The organism is Micromonospora sediminicola (assembly GCF_900089585.1).
GTDB lineage: Bacteria > Actinomycetota > Actinomycetes > Mycobacteriales > Micromonosporaceae > Micromonospora > Micromonospora sediminicola.
Window position 1 is genome coordinate 448258 of record NZ_FLRH01000004.1, and the last position, 21697, is coordinate 469954.

The 21697-nt window shown below is 74.6% G+C and carries 21 protein-coding genes; 9 read left to right on the forward strand and 12 right to left on the reverse strand.

Features of this window, described 5'->3' with window-relative positions; all coding sequences use genetic code 11:
* Positions 1-25 precede the first annotated feature (25 nt).
* Positions 26-784 carry a peptidylprolyl isomerase gene (locus tag GA0070622_RS23455; protein WP_091578725.1) on the reverse strand — a complete coding sequence of 253 codons (759 nt, stop codon included), beginning with the start codon at positions 782-784 and terminating at the stop codon, positions 26-28.
* A 521-nt stretch (positions 785-1305) separates the two neighbouring features.
* Between GA0070622_RS23455 and GA0070622_RS23460 the strand changes: the two genes are divergently transcribed.
* From GA0070622_RS23460 to GA0070622_RS23480, 6 genes are all read left to right on the forward strand, one after another.
* Positions 1306-4650, forward strand: a complete 3345-nt coding sequence (locus GA0070622_RS23460) for an RHS repeat-associated core domain-containing protein (protein WP_245666768.1) — start codon at positions 1306-1308, stop codon at positions 4648-4650.
* 31 nt (positions 4651-4681) lie between these two features.
* Positions 4682-4807 carry a hypothetical protein gene (locus GA0070622_RS33510; RefSeq protein ID WP_255292642.1) on the forward strand — a complete coding sequence of 42 codons (126 nt, stop codon included), beginning with the start codon at positions 4682-4684 and terminating at the stop codon, positions 4805-4807.
* Between the two features lie 191 nt (positions 4808-4998).
* On the forward strand, positions 4999-6147 hold the full coding sequence (locus tag GA0070622_RS23465) for an RNA ligase RtcB family protein (protein ID WP_091578731.1): 1149 nt from the start codon (positions 4999-5001) through the stop codon (positions 6145-6147).
* Positions 6144-6749 carry a peptide chain release factor H gene (gene prfH / locus GA0070622_RS23470; RefSeq protein ID WP_091578733.1) on the forward strand — a complete coding sequence of 202 codons (606 nt, stop codon included), beginning with the start codon at positions 6144-6146 and terminating at the stop codon, positions 6747-6749. Before GA0070622_RS23465 ends, prfH begins: the two co-directional genes overlap by 4 nt.
* Positions 6746-7717, forward strand: a complete 972-nt coding sequence (locus GA0070622_RS23475) for a phosphotransferase family protein (protein ID WP_091578735.1) — start codon at positions 6746-6748, stop codon at positions 7715-7717. The genes prfH and GA0070622_RS23475 overlap by 4 nt, the downstream gene beginning before the upstream one ends.
* A 233-nt stretch (positions 7718-7950) precedes the next feature.
* Positions 7951-8943, forward strand: a complete 993-nt coding sequence (locus tag GA0070622_RS23480) for a GGDEF domain-containing protein (RefSeq protein WP_091578738.1) — start codon at positions 7951-7953, stop codon at positions 8941-8943.
* A gap of 57 nt (positions 8944-9000) precedes the next feature.
* Here the strand turns inward: GA0070622_RS23480 and GA0070622_RS23485 are convergent, their stop codons facing one another.
* The gene (locus GA0070622_RS23485) at positions 9001-9426 is read right to left on the reverse strand and encodes a VOC family protein (protein ID WP_091583820.1); all 426 of its coding nucleotides are present in this window, start codon (positions 9424-9426) and stop codon (positions 9001-9003) included.
* A 133-nt stretch (positions 9427-9559) separates the two neighbouring features.
* Between GA0070622_RS23485 and GA0070622_RS23490 the strand changes: the two genes are divergently transcribed.
* On the forward strand, positions 9560-10387 hold the full coding sequence (locus tag GA0070622_RS23490; protein WP_218060643.1) for a DUF72 domain-containing protein: 828 nt from the start codon (positions 9560-9562) through the stop codon (positions 10385-10387).
* A 12-nt stretch (positions 10388-10399) separates the two neighbouring features.
* Here the strand turns inward: GA0070622_RS23490 and GA0070622_RS23495 are convergent, their stop codons facing one another.
* The 3 genes from GA0070622_RS23495 to GA0070622_RS23505 form a co-directional block, all read right to left on the reverse strand.
* Complete coding sequence (locus GA0070622_RS23495; protein ID WP_091578742.1) at positions 10400-11818, reverse strand: ATP-binding protein; 1419 nt, start codon at positions 11816-11818, stop codon at positions 10400-10402.
* Positions 11819-11932: 114 nt separating this feature from the next.
* Positions 11933-13591 (reverse strand): NAD(P)/FAD-dependent oxidoreductase, encoded by a 1659-nt coding sequence (locus tag GA0070622_RS23500; RefSeq protein WP_091578745.1) that lies wholly within the window; start codon positions 13589-13591, stop codon positions 11933-11935.
* Between the two features lie 54 nt (positions 13592-13645).
* On the reverse strand, positions 13646-14431 hold the full coding sequence (locus GA0070622_RS23505; protein ID WP_091578747.1) for a DUF3152 domain-containing protein: 786 nt from the start codon (positions 14429-14431) through the stop codon (positions 13646-13648).
* 135 nt (positions 14432-14566) lie between these two features.
* Here GA0070622_RS23505 and GA0070622_RS23510 point away from each other — a divergent pair, with 135 nt between their 5' ends.
* Positions 14567-15070 (forward strand): SigE family RNA polymerase sigma factor, encoded by a 504-nt coding sequence (locus GA0070622_RS23510; protein WP_091578750.1) that lies wholly within the window; start codon positions 14567-14569, stop codon positions 15068-15070.
* Positions 15067-15798: a hypothetical protein gene (locus GA0070622_RS23515; protein ID WP_091583825.1), complete on the forward strand. Its 732-nt coding sequence runs from the start codon at positions 15067-15069 to the stop codon at positions 15796-15798. The genes GA0070622_RS23510 and GA0070622_RS23515 overlap by 4 nt, the downstream gene beginning before the upstream one ends.
* Before the next feature lie 10 nt (positions 15799-15808).
* Here GA0070622_RS23515 and GA0070622_RS23520 read toward each other — a convergent pair whose 3' ends face one another.
* Genes GA0070622_RS23520 through GA0070622_RS23550 form a run of 7 tightly spaced genes read right to left on the reverse strand, consistent with a single transcriptional unit; the run spans position 15809 to position 21683 of the window.
* Positions 15809-16609: a class I SAM-dependent methyltransferase gene (locus tag GA0070622_RS23520; RefSeq protein WP_091578752.1), complete on the reverse strand. Its 801-nt coding sequence runs from the start codon at positions 16607-16609 to the stop codon at positions 15809-15811.
* A 6-nt stretch (positions 16610-16615) separates the two neighbouring features.
* A complete protein-coding gene (locus GA0070622_RS23525; protein ID WP_091583828.1) occupies positions 16616-17413 on the reverse strand; it encodes an ABC transporter ATP-binding protein in 798 nt (265 codons plus the stop codon).
* Complete coding sequence (locus GA0070622_RS23530) at positions 17413-18156, reverse strand: ABC transporter ATP-binding protein (RefSeq protein WP_091578755.1); 744 nt, start codon at positions 18154-18156, stop codon at positions 17413-17415. Before GA0070622_RS23530 ends, GA0070622_RS23525 begins: the two co-directional genes overlap by 1 nt.
* Entirely contained in the window at positions 18153-19163 is a 1011-nt protein-coding gene (locus GA0070622_RS23535; protein WP_091578757.1) for a branched-chain amino acid ABC transporter permease, read from the reverse strand. Before GA0070622_RS23535 ends, GA0070622_RS23530 begins: the two co-directional genes overlap by 4 nt.
* Positions 19160-20041, reverse strand: a complete 882-nt coding sequence (locus GA0070622_RS23540) for a branched-chain amino acid ABC transporter permease (protein WP_091578759.1) — start codon at positions 20039-20041, stop codon at positions 19160-19162. The genes GA0070622_RS23535 and GA0070622_RS23540 overlap by 4 nt, the downstream gene beginning before the upstream one ends.
* The gene (locus GA0070622_RS23545; protein WP_091578761.1) at positions 20038-21231 is read right to left on the reverse strand and encodes an ABC transporter substrate-binding protein; all 1194 of its coding nucleotides are present in this window, start codon (positions 21229-21231) and stop codon (positions 20038-20040) included. Before GA0070622_RS23545 ends, GA0070622_RS23540 begins: the two co-directional genes overlap by 4 nt.
* Positions 21232-21278: 47 nt before the next feature.
* Positions 21279-21683, reverse strand: coding sequence for a roadblock/LC7 domain-containing protein (locus GA0070622_RS23550; protein WP_091578763.1), 405 nt, complete (start codon positions 21681-21683; stop codon positions 21279-21281).
* Positions 21684-21697: the final 14 nt, after the last annotated feature.

A 21697-nucleotide genomic window follows, 5' to 3' on the forward strand; every position in this document is an offset into this window, starting at 1 on the left:
GGCCGTTCCGCCGGGCCGCCGGCGGTCAGCGGCCCCGCTTGGCCCGGCAGATCTCCACCGGCAGGGCGGGCGCGCCGTCGACCGGTGCCGGGTCCTCCGGGGTGGCCGCGATCCCACCGGCCGCGATCCGGTCCAGCGTGGCCAGCCCGGCCGCGTCGATCTGGCCGAAGACGGTGTAGTTCGGCCGCAGCGCCGAGTCGGACTGGACCAGGAAGAACTGGCTGCCGTTGGTGTCCGGGCCGGCGTTCGCCATGGCCAGCGTGCCGCGGGCGTAGAGCCGGCGGACCCCGGTCGGGTCGGTCGGCGCCGGCGGCAGGTCGGTGGGCAGCTCGTCGCGGTACCGGTAGCCCGGGCCACCCTCGCCGGTTCCCGACGGGTCACCGCACTGCAACACCTTCAACGTCGGGTACGCGGTGAGCCGGTGGCAGGGCGTCCGGTCGTAGAACCTGTGCCGGGTCAGGTGCAGGAAGCTCTGCACCGTGCAGGGGGCCTGCTCGCGGTCCAGGGTCAGCCCGATCGGGCCCTGGTTGGTGCGCAGGGTCACCCGTACCGTCCCCCGGTCCGGCGTGCGCCGCGGGTCGGGCGGCAGCGGCACCGGCCGGGCGGCCGGCTCGTCCGGCGTCGGCGTGTACGCGCACGGCCCCTTGGTCGGCGCGGGATCGGCAGCCGGGGCCGCGACGGCGGCGACACCTCCGGCGGCGACCAGCGCGGCGGCGGTCACCGCCACCCCGGCGAGGCGGGCCAGCAGCGGTACGGCGACGTGCGGTCGGGTTTCGCTCGACACGTGGGTCCTCCCTGGACTCGTGGCACCAGAAAGATCGGAGTCTATGGATCCGGTGGCCCGATGTCGACGGTGGCGGGGGTTTCACGCTCCGTGAGGGCGCCGGCCCTTGTGCCCGTATCCGCCGCATAGATGACAACCAAATGTGATCGGCATTGACAGCAATCCGATCACCTCACTAGGTTAATTGACATCCATCAAGTACCGGCGCGAAAAGAACGGGGATAATCGCCAGCCGGACGACGGAGTCAACTCGCACGACCGGACCGCCCGGCACCACAGCCGGGCGACGCCGGCCGTCACGACCGCGTCACACCCCTCTCCGCCAGGCGCTTGTCGCCTGGCCAGAAGGCCGCCACGGCTGCGCCTGCGCGGCTGACGCACCTCCACACCACACCGCCGCTGAAATGTGCGCGCAATTATGTGCGCCCATTTCAGCGCAATTACCTGCTGTTTCGCCGTTCGGTGGACCAGCTCTTCACCGTGCCCACCCGGCGACCGCCGGATTGCGTCGAGGAGAATACATGCAGAAACGTCGCGCCATGTCGACGACGGCGGTGGTCACCGCCCTGGCATCGGCTTGGCTGGTGGCACCCGCCGCCCCCGCGAGCGCCGCCCCCGCAGCGTCCGGAGGCCTCACCCCGGTGGTGTCACCGCGTACGGGTGGCACGGTGAAGCTGTTCGACACCCCGCACCGCACGGCCGGCCGGACCGTCGTCGCACAGGGGGTCGCCCCCACCGTGCCGAAGGGCACCGGACCGGCCCGCAACGCGACCCAGATCCCCTTCTCGATCAGCGACCGGATCCAGGCGAAGGTCAACGTCGGGTCGGGCAACCTGCTGATCACCAGCACCGAACTCACCCTGCCCGGCGTGGCGGCCAACGTCACCATCGGCGCGGCGTTCAACAGCCTGCTGCTCGGCACCGACCTTCCCCAGGGCGCGCACGGCCCCGGCTGGCGTACCCGGGCCGGGATGGACGTCCGGCTGGTCAAGGCCGACGACGGGTCGGTGACCTACGCCGCCGCCGACGGGGTGGTCGGGAAGTTCACCGTGCTCGGGTCCGGCTACAAGACCCCGGTGGAGTTCAAGGCCGTCCTGGCCAAGGACGGCACCGGCTGGAAGCTGACCGAGCACGGCGGCAAGCGGCTCTACTTCGACTCCGCCGGCCTGCTGACGAAGACGCTGGACCGCAGCGACAACGCCACCACCTACACCTACGCCAGCGGCAAACTCAGCAAGGTCACCTCGGACCGGGGCAACGGGTCGGTGCGCTCGGCGGTCCCGACCTACACCGGCAACCAGATCACCAAGTACCGGCAGACCGCCGACGACGGCGCCTGGCGGGAGGTGTCGTACCAGTACGACTCGTCGAACCGGCTCACCACCATCCAGTCCGCCACCTGGCGCAAGACGTTGTTCGACTACAACAGCGCCGGCGACCTGGTCAAGATCACCGCGATGGACAACTCGTTCCACACGTTCACCTACGACGGCCAACACCGGGTCACCTCGGTCACCCAGGTCACCAACGTGCCGACGATGACCGGCTCCACCACCCGGTTCGCGTACCCGACGTCCTCGCAGACGCTCGTCGCGGACGCGCGGCAGGACCTCGGCCAGTCGGTAGCGGCGGTGCCGCACAGCACCTACGACCTGAACAGCGACAAGAAGGTCACCAAGGTCACCGACGCCGCGGGCAACGAGCGCAGCACCTCGTACACACCGTTCGGCGACGTGGCGGGCACCGTCTCGCCGGAGGGCGGCACCGTCACGAACACCTACGGGGCCAACGGCGGCGAGTCGCTGACCAAGTCGGACTCACCCACCGGCGCGAGCGCGTCGGCGGCGTACACCGGCGTGGCCAGCCAGACCAATCCCACCGCCAACTTCCAGCCCAGCTCATCGATCGACACGCAGGCCAACAGCTCCACCTACACCTACAACGGCGTCGGGAACCGGACCTCCACCAAGGACGCCCTGGCCGCTGACGCGAAGGTCGACTACAACACCGACGGCACGGTGAAGTCGTCCACCGACCCCGGCAACGGCACCAACGCCACCACCTACGGCTACGACGCCAACAAGCAGGTCATCAAGCTCACGCCGCCGACCGGCAACGGCCTGGTCGCGAAGACGTTCAGCTACGACAACTTCGGCCGGCTCAAGACCGTCAGCGACGGCTGCGTCACCACCTACGAGTACAGCCTGGACGACCGGGTCACGAAGATCTCGCACTCCGGCTGCGCGGCCGCCGGTGATGTCGTCTACGAGTACGGCGGCTCCGGGAACCTGATCAAGCGAACCGACGCCAGCGGGGTCACCACGTACCTCTACGACACGCTGAACCGGCTCCGCGAACGTACCGCCGGCACCGAGACGCTGTCCTACACGCCGGACGCCGTCGGCAACCTGGTCAAGCTGACCGACGGCCGGGGCACCACGCAGTACTACTACAACACCCGGAACCTGCTGGTCCGGATGGACACCGCCGGGGGCACCCGCTACAACTTCCTCTACGACAACAACGGCAACCGGACCACGACGTACTTCGCCACGGACAACACCAACAGCGTCTGGGCGATGAAGACCACCACCACGTACGACAAGTCGGACCGGCCGCTGCGGGTCACCACGAAGCGCTTCTCCAGCAGCCCGGCCACCGTCTCGGACATCACCTACTGCTACGCCAAGTACGTGGCCGGCCAGGGCTGCTCGACCGCCAAGACCGACGACACCGGCCTGCGCCAGTGGCAGAAGGACGAGTCGACCGGCACGGTCTCCCAGTTCAGCTACGACAAGGGCAACCGGCTGACCAAGGCCACCAACGTGGGCGGCAAGACCTACGAGTACGCCTACGACACCAACGGCAACCGCACCACGGTCAAGGTCGACGCCAGCACCACCCAGTCGCTGACGTTCAACTCGGCCAACCAGATCACCACGACCAACAACACCTACGACGGCCGGGGCAGCCAGACCAAGAGCAGCGCGCCCGCGGTCACCACCCTGGGATACAACGGGCTGAAGCAGATGACCACCGCCGGGAGCGGCAGCTACACCTACGCCGGCGCCGACCAGGTGGAGCTGACCTCCGGCAACGGCACGGCGATGGTGTTCGGCCGGCAGGACCAGTACGGCGTGCCCGCCCTCCAGTCCTACCGCAACGGCTCCGGGACGGTCTACGTCGAGCGCGACGGCATCGGTTCTCTGCTCGGCCTGCGCATCAACAACCGCGACTACGCCTACGTCCTCGACGGGCAGGGCTCCCCGATCGCCGTGGTCAGCTCCGACGGCACCACGGTGGCCACCTACCGCTACGACCCGTACGGCGTGGTCACCAGCTCCGACGAGTACTACCTCGGGCAGACGAACATCCTGCGCTACGCCGGCGGCATCTACGACCCGGCGACGAAGTACACCAAGTTCGGCCAGCGCTGGTACAACCCGGACCACGGGCGGTTCACCCAGCAGGACAACCTCAGCTTCATCGGCAACCCGGCCAACGGCAACCGCTACGCCTACGCCGCCGACAACCCGATCGGCAACATCGACCCGACCGGCCAGGACTCCGAGAGCTTCGGATTCGAGATCTGCTACGTCCTGTGCGCCGGCCTCGCCTACGAGTGGGACGACGAAGGCAACCAGGGCATCACCGGGTCCATCGGCACCGGCGCCGGCGCCTCCGTGTCCTACCAGAAGGGCAGCGGCAACGTGGAGGACGGCGGCGGTGTCTACGGTCAGTGCGCGCTGGGCGCGATCAGCGCCGGCGCCGAGGTGGACTGGGAGGGCGAGTCGGACTACAACGGCGGCGTCAGCAGCGGTGGCACGGGTTGTTCGGCCGGATTCCAGGGAACCGTGGCCTTCTGACCTGACCTGACCCGACCACGTGAGGACCGACATGGATCTGCTCGCCGTCACGCTCGCCGCCCGCTCGCCCCTGCCGGGGCCGGTGCTCGTCGGATTCTTCGTCCTGGTAGCGGTGGTGCTCGTCGCCGTCGTCTACCTGAGGGGCAGGGGCCGGTAACACCCCGCCCCGGAGGCCGGCCGGTCGTCACGACCGGCCGGCCTTCGGCGTGCTCGGCGGGGAAACTCGCTTGCCCCGCCCGGCGGTGTCGGGCACGGTGACCGCCATGACGTTCTGACGGACCGCACCCCGCCCGCAGGCCGCGCCGCCTGCCGTTCGCCGCTCTCCGCCCTTCCCAGAAACGAGCGTCTGTGTCCGTGCACCCCTCCGGGCGGGCCGCCGTGCCCGCCACCGTCTCCGTCTTCTCCTCCCCCGGCAGCTGGATCGAGTCCGCCGCGCTGGACCAGTGCCACCAGGTCGCCGCGCTGGACGGCATGGCGCACGTCGCCGCCATGCCGGACCTGCACCCCGGCAAGGGCGCGCCGATCGGCGCCGCGATGGCGTCGACGGTGCTCTACCCGTTCCTGGTCGGCTCCGACATCGGGTGCGGCATCGCGGTGTTCCCGATCGCGCTGCGGCGGGCCGTACCCGAACGGCTGGCCGCCCGGTTCCCGGACCTGGACCGGGCCCTCGACCCGCAGCGGGACGCCGACGACCCGGCCTGGTCGGTGCTGGCCGGGGACGTGCCCGCCGGCCACCTGGACGGCCTCGGCACGGTCGGGCGCGGCAACCACTTCGTCGAGCTGGCCCGCGTCGGCCCGGTCCTCGCGCCGGAGCACGCCGACCGGATCGGCCTGGCCACCGGCGACCTGGTGCTGGTGGTGCACTCCGGTTCGCGCGGGCTGGGCGAGCGGATCCTGCGCGAGCACACCGAGCGGCACGGGGCGGGCCCCGCGCCCGACCCGGACGCCTACCTGGCCCGGCACGACGCGGCGGTCCGGTGGGGCTCGCTCAACCGGCGGCTGCTCGCGGCCCGGGTCGCGTACGCGCTGGGCGCCGAGCCGACCGAGCCGGTCGTCGACCAGTGCCACAACCTGGTCGAGATCCGCGACGGGCGCTACCTGCACCGCAAGGGCGCGGCCCCGGGCGACGGCCGGGACGTGCTGGTCGCCGGCACCCGGGGCACACCGTCCTACCTGGTGGCCGCGCACGCCGGCGCGGACGCCAACCACTCGGTCGCGCACGGCGCCGGCCGGAAGATGTCCCGGGCCGACGCGCTGCGCCGCGGCCGGGCCAAGCACACCGTCGAGGAGCTGCGCCGCACACCGGTCGGGTCGCTGGTGGTGTGCGGCGACCGTCAGCTGCTGTTCGAGGAGGCGCCGACCGCCTACAAGCGCATCGAGCAGGTGATCGGGGACCTGGTGGCGCACGACCTGGCCACGCCGGTCACCACCACGGTGCCGCTGGTCACCTACAAGACCCCGGACGTCGGCGCGGGTCGCCGCCGGAGCCGGCGGTGACGGAGCTGTTCCTGTCCGCCGGGCGCGGACCGCAGGAGTGCGCGTGGGCGCTGGCCCGGCTGCTGTCCCGCCTGGAGGCCGACGCCACCCGGCGTGGCCTGCGCGTGGTCCGGGTCGAGACGGTGCCCGGTGAGCGCCCGGGCACCCACCGGTCCGCGCTGGTCCGGATCACCGGCGCGGGCGCGGAGGAGTTCGCCGCCGGTTGGACCGGCACGCTCTGCTGGCAGGCGGCCAGCCCCTACCGTCCGGGGCACGGGCGGAAGAACTGGTACGTCACCGCCCGGCCGCACCGGGCCGACGTGGCGGCGACCCCGTTCCGCGAGGCGGACGTCGCGATCGTGCCGTGCCGCACCGGCGGACCGGGCGGCCAGCACCGGAACAAGGCCAGCACCGCCGTCCGCGCGACCCACCGCCCGTCCGGCCTGACCGTGGTGGTGGACACCGAACGGCACCTGCACCTCAACCGGCGGATCGCCGTCGACCTGCTGCGGCGGCGGATCGCCGAGGGCGACGACGCGGCCCGGCGCGCCGGCACGACGGCGCGTTGGCGGATCCACGACGAGCTGGTCCGGGGCGACCCGGTCCGGGTGGAACGACCGTGACCCGGGCGTTCCTGCGGCGCGACGACGTCCGCGACCTGGTCCGCGACCGGCTGGGCCCGGATCGGCGGGTCACCGCGCTGGACCGGCTCACCGGCGGGACCCGCAAGGGCGTGTACCGGATCGGGCTCGACGACGGCGGGTCGGTGGTCCTCTACGTCTGGTCGGCGGCGGAGAACTACTGGCCGGAGTCGGCGACGGTCCCGGACGATCCGTTCACCGAGGCGTCGGGGGCGGAGCTGTTCGCCACCAACCACGCCGCGCTCACCGCCGCCGGGGTGCGCGTACCGCATCTGATCGCGGTGGACCGCGCCGGGCGTCACCTCGACGCCGACGTCGCGTTGGTCGAGGACGCCGGCGGGGTGACGCTGGAGGCGTTGCTGGCCCGCGACCCGGTCCGGGCCGCCGCGCCACTGGCCCGGCTCGGGGACGCGCTGCGGCGGATGCACACCACGGCCGGCCCTCGGTACGGCCGGCTCACCGACGCGCCGGGGGCCTCCGGCGCGCGGGCGGCCGAGGACGTCGTCCTGGACCGGGCGTTGGCGCACCTCGACGGGGCCGCCGCGCGGGACCCCCGGCCGGCGGCGGCGCGGGACCGGATCGCCGCGCACCTGCGCGAGCTGCGGGAGCGGGTGACGCCGCGACGGACGTACGCGCTGGTGCACGGCGAGCTGGGCCCGGACCACGTCCTCGTCACCCCGGCCGGCGAACCGGTGATGATCGACTTCGAGGGCCTGACCTGGTTCGACGTCGAGTGGGAGCACGCATGGCTCCGGCTGCGCTTCGGCGACGCGTACCCGGCGCTGCGGCCGGTCGCGCTCGACGTCGACCGGCTGGAGTTCTACCGGTACGCGCAGGTGCTGTCGTTGATCGAGGGTCCACTGCGGATCGCCGGGACCGACTTCCCGGACCGGCGGTGGATGCGCGAGCTGGCCGACCGGAACATCGCCGCGGCGCTCTCCGTGCTCTGAGCCGCTCACGCATGGTGACCCGCAGGTCACGACGCCGTCTCATTTCGCACCGATGAACGCCTGATGAACGGTTCGCCTCTTGACGACCGGGCGGCCCGGTCATTGAATTTCGACGTGGCGAGCTGCCCCGCGCGCGTGTCGTCCACACCGGCCGTCAGCGGGGGCGGACCGGTCGCCCGAGCCCGTGCCCGCACCGGGGCGCCCGGGCGACACCCGCCCCGGCGGGCCGTCCGATGACCGAGCGACGCCGACGCACGCTGCTCAGCGCGGCGCTGCACGCCGTGTCGCACGCCGTCGCCGTCGTCTACTGCCTGACGACGCTCGCCGAGCCGCACCGGCCGCTGATGCTCGGGGCGTACGGCTGCGGTCTGGTCGCCGGCGTCGCGGGCTCGTGGGTCGCGACCCGGGTGACGTCGAAGACCTGGAGCTACCGGGTCTCCTCCACGCTGCTGCTGATCACGCTGGTGGTGGCCGCGGTGGGCGCGCTCGGCGACGGCGGGGTCTCCTCCCCCGCGGCGCTGGGCTTCGTCACCACCGCCGTCTTCGTCGCCAGCTACACCCCGCAGCTGCGCCTGATGCTCGGCTTCGAGGTGCTCATCCTCGGCACCTACCTCCTGGTCGCCGTCGCCGGGCCACCCGCGCCGCGCGGGCACGTCTTCGTCTACCTCGCCGGCATGCTGGTGCTCGTCTCGGTCTGCTCCACCCAGACCAGGGCGCTGGCCCGGCAGCGGTCCCAGCTGCGGGCGCTGGCGTCGCTGGACCCGCTCACCGGCGCGCTGAACCGGCGCGGCCTGGCCGAACTGACCCGCTTCCTGTTCCGCGCGGGCTGTCGGCCCGGCCCGTCGCTGCTCTGCCTCGACCTGGACGACTTCAAGCTGGTCAACGACCGTCTCGGGCACGCCGCCGGGGACGACCTGCTGCGTCGGGTGGTGGCCGCGACGCGCGAGGTGCTGCGCGGCGGGGACGCCATCGCCCGCATCGGGGGCGACGAGTTCGTGGTGGTGCTCGCCGACGCCGACACGGAGGCGGCCCGCTCGACGGCGGCGCGGATCGAGGCGACGCTGCGCCCGCTCACCTCGGTCAGCGTCGGCACCGCCACCGCGCCCTTTGACGGCGACACCCTGGACCGGCTCCTGCACGCCGCCGACCAGCGGCTCTACCGGGTGAAGCAGCAGCGCGGACGCGCCGGCGGCCGGCTGCTCGCCGACGGCGGCGGACGCGGCTGACCACGCCCCGGCCGGAGACGCCCCGGCGACGGAACCGGCCGGGTGGACGGCTCCGGGTCAGGCGACGAAGACGCAGAACGGGTGACCGGCCGGGTCGGCGTAGACCCGCAACGGCTCGTCCGGGTCGTCGACGCGGTCCAGCAGCAGCCGGCCGCCGAGCGCGAGCACCCGCTCGTGCTGCCGGTCCAGTTCCGCCACCGACGGCACGGTCAGGTCGAGGTGCAGCTGCTGCGGCACCTCCCCCTCCGGCCAGGTCGCCGCCGGCAACCGCTCGACCTGCTGGAACGCCAGCTGCGGGGCACCCTCCGAGGTCCGCAGCACCAGCCAGTCCCGGCCCCGCCCGTCGGGCTCCCCGGCCGCCGGGGGTTCGTCCCCGGGTCGGTAGACCAGGCCCAGCAGCGCGCGGTAGAACTCGGCCAGGGCCCGCGCGTCGGTGCAGTCGAGCACCACCTGGCACAGCCGCAGACCCGGTCCGTCGGTCACCGTCACCACCTCCGGACCTCCTCCTGCCCCGGGCGGGCCCGGCCCAATCCGCCCGCCGGGCGCTCGGATACGGTGGGCGCGGCTGCGACGCGGCGAGGGAGGACACCGGATGCGCCTGCACGTGGGCTGTGCGATGTGGACGCACCGGTCCTGGTCGGGACGGTTCCTGCCGCACCCGCTGCCGGCCCACGAGCGGCTACGCGCGTACGCCGGCTGGTGCGACGCGGTCGAGGGCAACACCACGTTCTACGCGACCCCGAGCCGGGAGACCGTGGCATCCTGGGCGGAGCAGACCGACCCCGACTTCCGGTTCCTGCCCAAGCTGCCGAAGGCGGTCACGCACGGGCACCGGCTCACCGGCGGCGAGGGCGACCTGCGGGCGTTCCTGGACGCGGTCGAGCCGCTCGGCCCCCGGGCCCACATGCTCTGGGTGCAGCTGCCCGGCGGGTTCGCCCCCGAGGACGTGCCCGTCCTGGACCGGTTCCTGCGCACCCTGCCCACCACCCACCGGTACGCCGTCGAGGTTCGCCACCCCGCCTTCTTCACCGACCCCGGCGCGGTGCGGGCGCTGGAGGACACGCTCGGCCGGCACGGCGCGGAGTGGGTCCCGTTCGACACCACCGCCTTCTTCCGCACGCCACCGACCAGCGACGCGGAGCGGGAGGCGTGGACCCGCAAACCCCGGCTGCCGCTGCGGACCCACGCGCTGACCGACCGGCCGGTCGTGCGCTACCTCGGCCGTGACGACCCGGCCACCACGGTCGAGGGCTGGCAGCCGTGGCTCGACGTGGTCGCCGCCTGGCTGCGCGAGGGCCGCTCGCCGACCGTGTTCGTGCACACGCCGGACAACGCGGACGCCCCCGAACTGGCCCGCCGCTTCCACGACCAGGTGCGCGCCCGGGTGCCCGAGCTGGCGCCGCTGCCCGAGCCGGCCCCGGTCGGCCCGGCGACGCTGTTCTGACTGTCCGGCCGGTCAGGCCGGCGTCAGCGGCAGCAGCACCTCGAACCGGGTGTCCCCCGGCTCCGACCGCACCCGGATGTCGCCGTGGTGCTTGTTGACCACGATCCGGTACGAGATGTCCAGGCCGAGACCGGTGCCCTCGCCGACCGCCTTGGTGGTGAAGAACGGCTCGAAGATGCGCGGCCGCACCTCCGGCGGGATGCCCGGACCGGTGTCCCGGACCTCGACGGTCAGCCGGTCCTCGGTGCGCCCGGTCCGGACCGTCAGCGTGCCCTCGCCCGCCATCGCGGCGAGCGCGTTGTCGATCAGGTTGGTCCACACCTGGTTGAGTTCGGCGGCGTACGCCGGCACGGCGGGCAGGCTCCGGTCGTACTCCTTGACCACCCGCACGCCCGCCGGCACTTTCGCCTGGAGCATGACCAGCGTGGCGTCGAGCAGGTCGTGCACGTCCACCGTCTGGTAGGGCGCACGGTCGAGCTGGGAGTACTGCTTGGCGGCCCCGACCAGCCCGGAGACCCGGGTCACCGCGTCGTCGATCTCGCCCATCAGCAGCTCGGTGTCGATGGTGTAGGTGATCCAGTGGACCGCCGACTCCAGGTCGTCGCCGCCGACCGCCGCGTCGACCTGGGCGAGCCACCCGCTGTCGATGCCGCCCGCGACCAGCGTCGGGGCCAGCTCCCAGGCCCCCCGTACGCCGTGGTCGTCGAGCCAGTCGGCCAGCTCGTCCTCGGCGTCGCTGGCCGCCAGCGGCGACAGGCCCGGCGTCGCGGCGGCCCGCTTCACCGCCTCCTCCTGGAGGGCGACCAGGTCGTGCAGCCGCCGCCCGTCCAACCGCCCGTCGGCGATCATGGCGAGCTTGTGCCGCATCTTCGCGACCCGCCCGCGCAGCGCCGAGGTGGCCCGTACGGCGGCCGCCGCCGGGTTGTTCAGCTCGTGGGTGAGCCCGGCCGACAGCGCGCCCAGGGCCAGCAGCCGCTCCCGTTCGCCGACGATGGTCTGCGTGTTGCGCATCCCGACGAACAGTCCCTCCAGCAGGTGGGTGGCCATCGGGAACCAGCCGCGCATGGCGTCCGCGATGACCGCCGCCGGCAGGGCGAACACCGCGCAGTCGGTCACCGCGCGGAGGCTGTTCAGGTAGCGCTGCTCGGCCGGGTCCCCGACGTACGCCTGCATCGCGCCGCCGTAGACGCCGGGCTGGCTGGTCCGGCTCAGCTCCACCTCGTCGCCCTGGACCCGGCGGTGCATGGCGACCGTGCCGTCGAGCAGCACGTAGAAGCAGCTCGCCGGCTCGCCCTCGACGTAGACCGGCTCGCCGGCGCGCCGCCGCTCCACCCGGCCGTGCTCGGCCAGGTGGGACAGCTGCTCCGGGGTGAGCGACTCGAACAGGAAGAGCCGCCGCAGCTCGTCGACGGTGAGCCGGTCCATGGTCATCGGGCCTCCTTCGTCCGCGACTGCGGGGCTCGCAAACCCGGCTCACTCCTCGCGCTCACTGGGCCTCCTTCGTTCGCGACTGCGGGGCTCGCGAACCCGGCTCACTCCTCGCGCTCACTGCGCCTCCAGGTAGCGGTGCACCAGCGAGACCGCCATCGCGCCCTCGCCCACGGCCGAGGCCACCCGCTTGACCGAGTCGGCCCGCACGTCCCCGGCGGCGAACACGCCCGGCATGCTGGACTCCAGGTGGTAGGGGTCGCGCGGCAACGCCCAGCCCGGCGGCCGGCGCCCGCCCCGGGTCAGGTCCGGGCCGGTGAGCACGAAGCCCCGGCCGTCGCGGGCGACCGCGCCGCCGAGCCAGTCGGTGCGCGGCTCGGCGCCGATGAACACGAACAGCCACGAGGTCTCCACCTCGCGGGTCGCGCCGGTGCGCACGTCCCGCAGCGTCACCCGTTCCAGGTGCTCGCCGCCGGCGCCGCCGACCACCTCGGTGCACGGGTGCACCTCGATGGTGTCGATCCGGGCGATCTGCTCGATCAGGTAGCTGGACATCGACCGGGTCAGGTCCTCGCCGCGGATCAGCAGATGCACCCGGCGGGCGTAGCGGGAGAAGTGCACGGCGGCCTGGCCGGCCGAGTTCGCCCCGCCGACGATGTAGACGTCCGACCCGGAGCAGCTCGGCGCCTCGCTGGCCACCGAGCCGTAGAAGCAGCCCCGTCCGGTCAGCTCGGCCAGCCCGGGCGCCGGCAGCATCCGGTAGGAGACACCGGTGGCGAGCACCACGGTGTGCGCGGCGACGCTGCTGCCGTCGCTGAACCGCAGCACCCGCGCCCCGCCCGCGTCCTCCAGCGACACCACCTCGCGCGCGCTGAGCAGCTCCGCGCCGAACCGCAGCGCCTGCCGACGGGCCCGGTCGGTGAGCTGGGCACCGGAGACCCCGTCCGGGAAACCGAGGTAGTTCTCGATCCGGCTGCTCTGCCCGGCCTGCCCGCCGGTGGCCCGCCGCTCGATCAGCACCGTCCGCAGCCCCTCGGAGGCGCCGTAGACGGCGGCGCCGAGCCCGGCCGGGCCGGCGCCGACCACCACCAGGTCGTAGAACTCGGCCGCCGGCGTGGTGGCCAGCCCGACCTGCGCGGCCAGGTCGGCCGCCGACGGCTGCACCAGCGACTTGCCGTCCGCGGTCACCACCAGGGGTACGTCGTTCGCGGTGACGCCCGCGGCGGTGAGCAGCCCGGCGCCCTCCGGCTCGTCGGCGGGCACCCAGCGGAACGGCACCAGGTTGCGGGCCAGGAAGTCCCGGGCCGTGAACGACGGCGCCGACCAGCGGTGCCCGACGACGCGCAGCTCGGGGGTGGTGGTGGCGCCGTCGGCCGTCCACGCCTCCAGCAGCTGGTCCAGCACCGGGTAGAGCTTCTCCTCCGGCGGGTGCCACGGCTTGAGCAGGTAGTGATCGAGGTCGACCACGTTGATCGCGTTGATCGCGGCGTCGGTGTCGGCGTACGCGGTGAGCAGCACCCGGCGCGCGGTGGGGAAGAGGTCCATCGCGGCCTCGAGGAACTCGATGCCGTTCATCTGCGGCATCCGGTAGTCGGCGATCAGCACCGCCACCTGTTCGCCGCGCAGCCTCAACTCGCGCAGCGCGTCCAGGGCCGCCTCGGCGGAGTCGGCGCGGACCACCCGGTAGCGGTCGCCGTAGCGGCGCCGGATGTCGCGGGCGACCGCCCGGGAGACGGCCGGGTCGTCGTCGACGGTGAGGATCGCGGGGTTGGGCATGGCCCCCACTTAAGCACCACCGGCGGCCGACCCGCACCACCCGCCCGGTCCGGCTCAGCCCGGACGGCCGGGTTCGGGGGGCGGCACCGGGTCGGCGTACGCCCCGGACCGGCCGGCGTACCGCTCGCCGTCGAGGAACGGCAGCGGGTTCGGCGTGCACCCGTGCAGGCCCAGCGTCTGCTGTTGCATCACCGGCGCCGGCCGTCCCCGGCCCGGGCAGCGTTCGTGGCCGTGGCCGAGCCGGTGCCCGACCTCGTGGTTGACCATGTACCGGCGGTAGCTGTCGAGGTCTCGCCCGAAGGGCGGCGCGCCGAGCGCCCAGCGGGCCACGTTCAGCACCACCCGGTCACCGCGCCGGCAGGAGGTGTAGCCGTCCGGCCCGTCCCGGCACAACTCGTCCCGGGTGCCCGGGGTGGCCAGGTGGACGGTGAAGTCGGCGGCCCGGTCCGGGCCGACCCGGCGCAGGGTGACCCGCCCGTCGGTCGTCCAGCCGCCCGGGCCGGTGAGGATGCCGGTGACCCGCGCGGCGAACGCGTCCACCGGCACCCCCCGGATGTCGCGCTCCACCGCCACCCGGTAGCGCAGCGTCCGGCCCGTACCCCGGGAGCTGGCCGGCTCGGCCGCGGCGAACCGCCACCGGTTGCCGCCGTCGGCGGGGTAGCCGATCGCCGCCGGCCGGTGACGCGCGGGCGCCGGGGCCGCCGGCGCGGCGGTCGGCCCGGCGGGCGCGACCACCGCGCGGTCGGTCGCCGGCCGGTCGGACGGCACGCAGCCGGCCAGCAACCCGGCCAGCAGTACGATCGTTGCGCCGCCGCGCGTCCGGTCCACGATCCTGGTCATCTCGTCCCCCCTCGGCGCCCGGTCGGCGCGCAGGGAGGAGGACGGGTGGTCCGGTGCCGAAGTTGATCCGTCGGGAACTCAACCTTTTCCCCACCTCGCCCGTCCTTGTCGGGGTGGGACGGGAAGAGGTCGGGCATGGCCCGGGGTGACGCCGAGTTCGTCGAGTTCGCCCGGGCGGCCTCGGCGCGGCTGGAGCACGCCGCCTTCCTGCTGACCGGCAACCACCACCAGGCCGAGGACGCGGCCCAGACCGCGCTGGTGCGCACGTACGCGTCCTGGGCCCGGATCCGCAACGGCGACGCGTACGGCTACGCGCGCACGGTGCTGGTGAACCACCTCGTCGACACGTGGCGGCGGCCGATTCGCGAATATCCCACCGAGGACCTGCCGGAGCAGCACCGCGGCGACGTGGCGGACGAGGTCGCGACCCGGCGCTGGCTGCTCACCGCGCTGGGCACGCTCACCGCGCGCGAGCGCGCCGTGGTCGTGCTGCGCCACTACTTCGACCTGCCGGAGGCCCAGGTGGCCCGCGAACTCGACGTGTCGGTCGGCACCGTCAAGAGCACCGGCTCCCGCGCGCTGGAGAAGCTGCGCGGCGCCGGCCTGACCGCGCCGGAACCGCAGGGGACGTGCCGGTGAACGAGGTGGAGGAACTGCGCCGGGTCCTGCGGGCCACCGAGCGGACCGACCGCACCGGTCCCGACCTCGCCGACATCATGCGCCGGGGCCGGCGGCTGCGCCGTCGCCGGCGGGTCGCCGGGGCCGGCGCGGCGGCGGTCGCGGTGCTCGCGGTGGTCCTCGGCGCGGCCGACGTCGTCACCCGGACCGGCCCGCCGCCACCGACCCCGACGCGGCCGGCCGCCCCGGTGCCCGCCGCCACGCCCAGCCCGGAGGCCACCCCCGGACCGACGACGGCGCCGGTGCGCCCGGTCGGGGCGGTCGTGGACAGCGGCCTCCGGTACGGCACCCAGGAACGGGTGTTCTACTTCGTCCCGGTCGACGTGCCCCGGGTGCCCGGCGTGACGGTCGGGCTGGTCGCCGGCCGCCGCCGCCCCGCCGGCGAGCTGGTCTCCGACTACCTGGTCAACGACGTGGCCGGCAGCGACCGCCGGCCGGGGTTTCACGAGATCGGGTACGACCAGCGGCGGCGGGTGCCCGCCGACCTGCCGCTGCCCACGTTCGGCTACTTCGTCGGCCCCGCCGCCCGGATCGTCGGCACCGTCGACGGCCGCCAGGTCGACGCGCGGCTGGCCCGGTGGAGCGAGGACCAGCGGGTGGTGATCTTCTGGTTCGACCCGGCGTCGCTCGCCCCCGGCACCCCGCTGGACGGCATCGTCGCGCGGGACGCCCGGGGCCGGCGACTGTGACCGGCGGCCCTCAGGCGCGTCTCCCCCGCGTCGACACGAGCTGGTAGGACATCACCGCGAAGGCCGGGTCGCGCAGCAGCCGGCGGAACGCGTCCAGCTGACCCGGCGACAGCCCGGCGTCGAGCAGCTCCGGTTCGAGCTGCCGGGAGTTCGTGCCGTACAGCGACGCGCCGAGCGAGCCGCCGGGCCAGCTGCGCGCGTGGACGACCGTGTCCACGTCGACCAGCCCGGCGGCGGTCAGCTGGGCGTGCACGTCCTGCGCCCAGGCCAGGTCCGCGCCGTGACCCTGGAGGATGCCGAGCATCGCGTCGGTCACCTGGGCGAACAGCTTCGCCGCGTCGTCGCTCGGCGCGGTCAGCACCCGCAGCGGCGCCGTGCAGTCGAACTCCTCGACCACCAGCCATCCGCCCGGCGCCAACGCGCCGGCCAGGGTACGCAGCACCCGGCGCCGCTCCGGCAGGTGCAGCAGCACCAGTCGGGCGTGGACCAGGTCGAACGGGTCGCCCGGCGGCAGCTCGTGGCGCACGTCGTGCCGGCGTACCTCCAGGTTCCCGGCCGGGCGCAGGTGCGCCAGGTCGAGGTCGGTCGCCACCACCCGGCCGGACGGGCCGACGGCGGCGGCCATGGCCCGGGCGACCGAGCCGCCCCCGGCGCCGACCTCCCAGCACCGGGCGCCCGGCGTGAGCAGCGGCGGCGCGATCCGGTCGGTGGTGATCGGGTCCAGGAAGGACTCCAGGGCGCGCAGTTGGGGCACCGCGTCGGCGGCACCGGTGTCGAAGGCGTAGTCGGTCTCGGGGGCGTCGGTCGGCATCGCTCCTCATTCCTGTCCCGGGTTGTCGGTTCGCGGTCCCGGCGCCGCCAGGGAGCCGGACCGGGGCCGGGGAGCCGGCGGCTCCGCGACCGTGGCGACGCTGAGCAGCGCGGCCACCGCGCCCGGGTCGGCCCGGGCCTCGTCGGCCGGTCGGTCGTAGACCACCCGGCCGTACTCCAGCACGGCGATCCGGTCCGCGACCGCGACCGCGTGCCGCACCTGCTGCTCGACCAGGAGCACGGTCAACCCGGACCGGGCCAGCGACCCGACCAGCTCCCGCACCCGCGCCGCCAGGTCCGGCGCGAGCCCCTCGCACGGCTCGTCGAGCAGCAGCACGCGGGGTTGGCCGAGCAGCGCCCGGGCGATCGCCAGCATCTGCTGCTCGCCACCGGAGAGCTGGTCGCCGCGGTGACGCAGCCGGGCGCCGAGGCGGGGCAGCAGGTCCAGCACCCGGGCCACGGTCCAACCCTCGCCGCCGGGGGTGGCCGCACGCCACGGCGCCGCCGCCAGGACCAGGTGCTCGGCCACGGTCAGCCGGGAGAACACCCGTCGGCCCTGCGGCACCAGCCCCACGCCGGCGCGGGCGATCCGGTGCGGCTGCCGGCCGGCCACCGGCACCCCACCGATCTCGATCCGCCCGGCCTGCGGCCGGACCAGCCCGGCCACGCAGTGCACGAGCGTGCTCTTGCCCGCGCCGTTGCGGCCCACCACCGCCTGCACCGCGCCGGGTCGCACGTCGAGGCTCACCTCGTGCAGCACGGTGCCGCCCGCGTAGCCGGCGCAGAGCCGGTCGATGCGCAGCATCACGTCACCCCCTCCGCGTACGCCTCCCGGACCGGGCCGGACGCGCGGATCTCGGCGGGCGAACCGGTGGCGAGCGTCCGCCCGTCGCGCAGCACGGTCACCGTGTCGCAGAGCGCGTAGACCAGGTCCAACCGGTGCTCGACGAGCAGCACCGCGACCGCGCGGGGCAGCCCGCGCAGGAACTCCGCCAGCCAGCCGACCTCCACCGCGGACAGTCCGGCGGCCGGCTCGTCGAGCAGCAGCAGCCGGGGCCGCCCGGCCAGCGCCACCGCGATCTCCACCTGCCGGCGCTGCCCGTGGGCGAGCTGCCCCGCCGGGACGGCGGCGAGATCACCGAGGCCCACCCGCGCCAGCAGCGCGTCCGCGGTACGCCCGGCCGCCCGTCGCCGCGCCGCCGGATGCCACCGCCCCGCGCGGACGGCCCGGGGCAACGCGGCGACCAGCACGTTCTCCCGCGCGGTCAGCGAACCCCAGACGGCGGGACGCTGGTGGATGCGGCCCACGCCGCGCCGGGCCCGGGCCGCCAGCCCGAGTCGGGTGACGTCCCGCCCGGCCAGGCGCACCCGGCCGTCCGCCGGCCGGGTGGCGCCGGCGAGCACGTCGAGCAGCGTGGTCTTGCCCGCGCCGTTCGGCCCGATCAGCGCGTGCCGTTGGCCGAGCGCGACGCGCAGGTCGACCCCGTCCAGCGCGGCCAGCGACCCGTAGCGCACGGTGACCGCCTCGGCGGTGAGCAGCGGGGTCACGCGCCCACCCCCGTGGTGACGGTCGGCCGGGGCGTCCCGGCGGCGGGCGGCTCCCCCGGTGCGGGCGCCGCCGGGCGCCGGCGCGGCCGGCGGGCCGTGGGCAGCAGATACGCGGCGGCGACGAACGCCAGCCCGAGCACCAGCGGCGCCTGCCCCGGCAGCGCGCCGAACAGCCAGTCCCGGGCGGCGACGACGAGGACCGCGCCGACCAGCGCGCCGCCGACCGAGGCGGTGCCGCCGACCACCACGCCGAGCAGCAGCAACGCGGAGGTGTCGAAGCCGAAGTCGGCCGGCGAGACGTACTGCTGGGCGGTGACCAGCAGCGAGCCGGCCGCGCCGGCGATCGCCCCGGCGGCCACGTGCACGCCCGCGACGTGCGCCGACACCCGGTGCCCGCTGGCCCGCAGCCGCGCCTCGTCGTCCCGGCCGGCCCGCAGCAGCAGCCCCACCCGGGTCCGCAGCACCAGCAGCACCAGCCCGGCGAGCACCGCCACCACCACCAACGTGTAGAGGTAGCGGGCCCGGTCGGTGGCCAGCGGCGGCAGCCCCCACAGCGGGCGGGTCGGGGCGATGCCGGCGAGCCCGTCGGTGCCGCCGGTCACCGCGGTCCACCGACCGGCGAGCACCACCGCCAGCTCGCCGACCGCCAACGTGATCATCAGGAGCACCACGCCCCGGGCGGGGACCACCAGCGGCAGCGTCGCCACCGCCAGCGCGGCCCCGGCCGCCGCCGCCACGACGAGCTGCACCGGCCCCACGTCGGAGAGCTGACCGCCGACCACGACGCCGGTGTACGCGCCGGCCGCGTACGGCGCGGTCTGCCCGAGCGTGGGCAGCCCGGCGACCCCGGTCAGCAGCGCCACGCCGACCGCGACCAGGCCGAGCGCCAGCGTGCGGGCGAGCAGCGCGACGGTGTAGTCGTCGACCGCCCACGGCGCGACCACCAGCCCGGCCAGGACGGCCGCCCCGACGAGCCCGCGCAGCGCCCGTACGGCCCGGTCCCTCATGTCGCCCGCCGGGCCGTGGCCAGCCGGCGCGCCCGCGCGGCGAGCACCACCGCCATGGCGGCGAACAGCAGGAACGGGGCCGCCGACGGGGCGAGCGCGACGCCGAGCGTCTGGATCTGGCCGACCGCCAGCGCGGCGAGCAGCGTGCCGGTCATCGACCCGAGGCCGCCGAGGACCACCACGACCAGCGACAGCAGCAGCACCCCGTCGGCGGTGTCCGGTCCCGGGCCGATGATCGGGGCGCCGAGCACGCCCGCGGCCCCGGCCAGCGCCCCGGCGGCGGCGAGCACGCCGACCCGCACCACGGTCGGGCTCACCCCGAGCACGGCGACCATCTCCGCGTCGTCGACCGCCGCCCGCACCAGCATGCCGGCCCGGGTCCGGCGCACCACCAGGTGCAGCAGGACCGCGAGCAGCGTGGCCACCACGATGAAGACCAGGCGGTACGCGGCGTAGCGGTGCCCCGCGACCGTCACCGACCCGTCCAGCGCGGCGGGCACCCGCACCGGTGGGTCGTCCGGGCCGAACGCGCCGACGAGCAGGCTCCCCCCGACCAGCGCGACGCCGAACGTCAGCAGCGCCTGGGTCAGGTGGTCGGCCGCCGCCGCCCGGGTGAGCAGCACCGCGACCAGCGCGCCGGCGGCGGTCGCGGCGGCCACGCCGACGAGCAGCGCCAGCGCCAGGCTGGGCCAGCCGCCGTCGAGCAGCGCGGCGGCGGTGTAGCCGCCGACGGCGAACAGCGTGCCGTGCGCCAGGTTGAGGATGCCGGCCACGCCGAAGCAGAGCACCAGCCCGGCCGCGGCGACGAACACCAGCAGCCCGTAGGCGACACCGTCCAGCGCCGGCACCACGTACGGGTCGACCGGCACGCCGGTCATCCGCCCACGGTGGCGAGGTCGCCCACCACGGTGTTGGACAGCGCCCGCCCGTCCTGGCGGACCTGGCGCAGATACCACTTCTGCACCGGCGCGTGCGTGGTCGGCGAGAACTGCCAGGTGCCGCGCGGGCTGGCGATCTGTCCGAGCTGGCCGATCGCGGCGTTGACCCGTTCCGGGGTGGGGTCGTCGCCGGCCGCCGCGACCGCCCGGTCCAGCACCGCCGCCGCGTCGTAGGAGGCCATCGCGTAGGTCGTCGGGGACCCGTCGTGCGCGGCCTTCCAGGCGGCCACGAACGCCCGGTTCTCGGCGTTGTCGAGGTCGGGCGAGTAGTTCAGCACCGAGTAGATGTTCCGGGCCGCGTCGCCCTGCGCGTCGAGCACGCCGCCCTCGGTCAGGAACCCGGCGGCGTAGAGCGGCACGTCCCTGATCTCCGACTGGGCGTACTGCTTGACGAAGTCGACAGCGGCGCTGCCGGCGTAGAACGTGTAGACCGCGTCCGCGCCGGACGCCTTGATCCGGGCGAAGTACGGGGTGAAGTTGGTGGTCGCCGGGAACGGCGTGAACGTGGTCTTGCCGTCCGGGTTGGCGAGCCGTCCGCCGGCCCTGGCGAACGCCTCGGTGAAGCCGCGCAGCTCGTCCCAGCCGCCCTGGTAGTCCGGGCCGATGGCGTAGACGCTGCCCTTGACGTCGTCGCGCACGTGCTGGGCGATCGCCTCGCCCGGCTCGTCGGAGAGGTAGGAGGTGTGCCAGACCCGGGACACGTCCTTGATCTCCGGCCGGCCGTTGGAGCCGACGAACGGCACCTTCGTCTCGTTGAGCAGCGGATAGACCGCGGCCACCGAGCCGCCGCCGACGATGCCGGTCAGCGCCACCACCCGGTCCTGCTTGAGCAGTTTGGTGGCGGCCGGCACGGCGGTCGCCGCGCCGTTGCCCTCGTCCGCCACGACCAGTTCCACCTTCTTGCCGCCGAGCTTGCCGTCGTGGGTGGACAGGTAGAGCTGGAAGCCGTCGCGGATGTCCTTGCCGACCGCCTGGTACGTGCCGGACAGGGACGCGAGCAGGCCGATCCGGACGGTGGCGTCGGCGCCGCCGCCGGGCCGGTCCTCGGCGCAGGCGGGCGCCGCGAGCAGGACGAGGGCGAGCAGCGCCGCGGTGCGGGCACGGCTGCGCCGGGGCAGGGTCAGGGACATGGTGTCTCTCCTGTGCGAGGGGGATGGATCCGGCGGGGTGCCGGCGGTCAGCGGCCGCGGCTCAGGGCCGCCCGGGCCGCGGGGGTGAGCGCGTCGCCGATGCGGTTCGCCAGCTCGGTCATCTCGTAGGAGACCTTGCCGACGTCGCACCTCGGGTCGGCGAGGACGAGCAGCGAGGCGCCGTCGTTGAAAGCCATGGAGAACATGAAGCCGCCCTCCAGCTGGGTGACGTTGGAGATCACCGCGCCGGCGTCGAAGAACGCCGCCGCCCCGCGCAGCAGGCTGACCAGCCCGCTGCCGGTCGCCGCCAGCTGGTCGGCCCGGTCCGGCGGGAGGCCGCGGGTGGCGGCCACCATCAGGCCGTCGCTGGAGATGGCGATCGCATGGCTGACCTCGGTGGCGCGCTCGGCGAACGCGTCCAGCAGCCAGCCGAGATCCTGGTGGTCGGTCACGGGCACTCCCTCGT

What these genes read in the sequence shown, in the direction of transcription:
- GA0070622_RS23500 (WP_091578745.1), bottom strand. Translation starts at nt 13,591, where the DNA reads ATGCCCAACCCCGCGATCCTCACCGTCGACGACGACCCGGCCGTCTCC.
- GA0070622_RS23480 (WP_091578738.1), top strand. Translation starts at nt 7,951, where the DNA reads ATGACCGAGCGACGCCGACGCACGCTGCTCAGCGCGGCGCTGCACGCC.
- GA0070622_RS33510 (WP_255292642.1), top strand. Translation starts at nt 4,682, where the DNA reads ATGGATCTGCTCGCCGTCACGCTCGCCGCCCGCTCGCCCCTGCCGGGG.
- GA0070622_RS23525 (WP_091583828.1), bottom strand. Translation starts at nt 17,413, where the DNA reads ATGCTGCGCATCGACCGGCTCTGCGCCGGCTACGCGGGCGGCACCGTG.
- GA0070622_RS23510 (WP_091578750.1), top strand. Translation starts at nt 14,567, where the DNA reads ATGGCCCGGGGTGACGCCGAGTTCGTCGAGTTCGCCCGGGCGGCCTCG.
- GA0070622_RS23460 (WP_245666768.1), top strand. Translation starts at nt 1,306, where the DNA reads ATGCAGAAACGTCGCGCCATGTCGACGACGGCGGTGGTCACCGCCCTG.
- GA0070622_RS23540 (WP_091578759.1), bottom strand. Translation starts at nt 20,041, where the DNA reads ATGACCGGCGTGCCGGTCGACCCGTACGTGGTGCCGGCGCTGGACGGT.
- GA0070622_RS23490 (WP_218060643.1), top strand. Translation starts at nt 9,560, where the DNA reads ATGTGGACGCACCGGTCCTGGTCGGGACGGTTCCTGCCGCACCCGCTG.
- GA0070622_RS23545 (WP_091578761.1), bottom strand. Translation starts at nt 21,231, where the DNA reads ATGTCCCTGACCCTGCCCCGGCGCAGCCGTGCCCGCACCGCGGCGCTG.
- GA0070622_RS23505 (WP_091578747.1), bottom strand. Translation starts at nt 14,431, where the DNA reads ATGACCAGGATCGTGGACCGGACGCGCGGCGGCGCAACGATCGTACTG.
- GA0070622_RS23495 (WP_091578742.1), bottom strand. Translation starts at nt 11,818, where the DNA reads ATGACCATGGACCGGCTCACCGTCGACGAGCTGCGGCGGCTCTTCCTG.
- GA0070622_RS23520 (WP_091578752.1), bottom strand. Translation starts at nt 16,609, where the DNA reads ATGCCGACCGACGCCCCCGAGACCGACTACGCCTTCGACACCGGTGCC.
- GA0070622_RS23535 (WP_091578757.1), bottom strand. Translation starts at nt 19,163, where the DNA reads ATGAGGGACCGGGCCGTACGGGCGCTGCGCGGGCTCGTCGGGGCGGCC.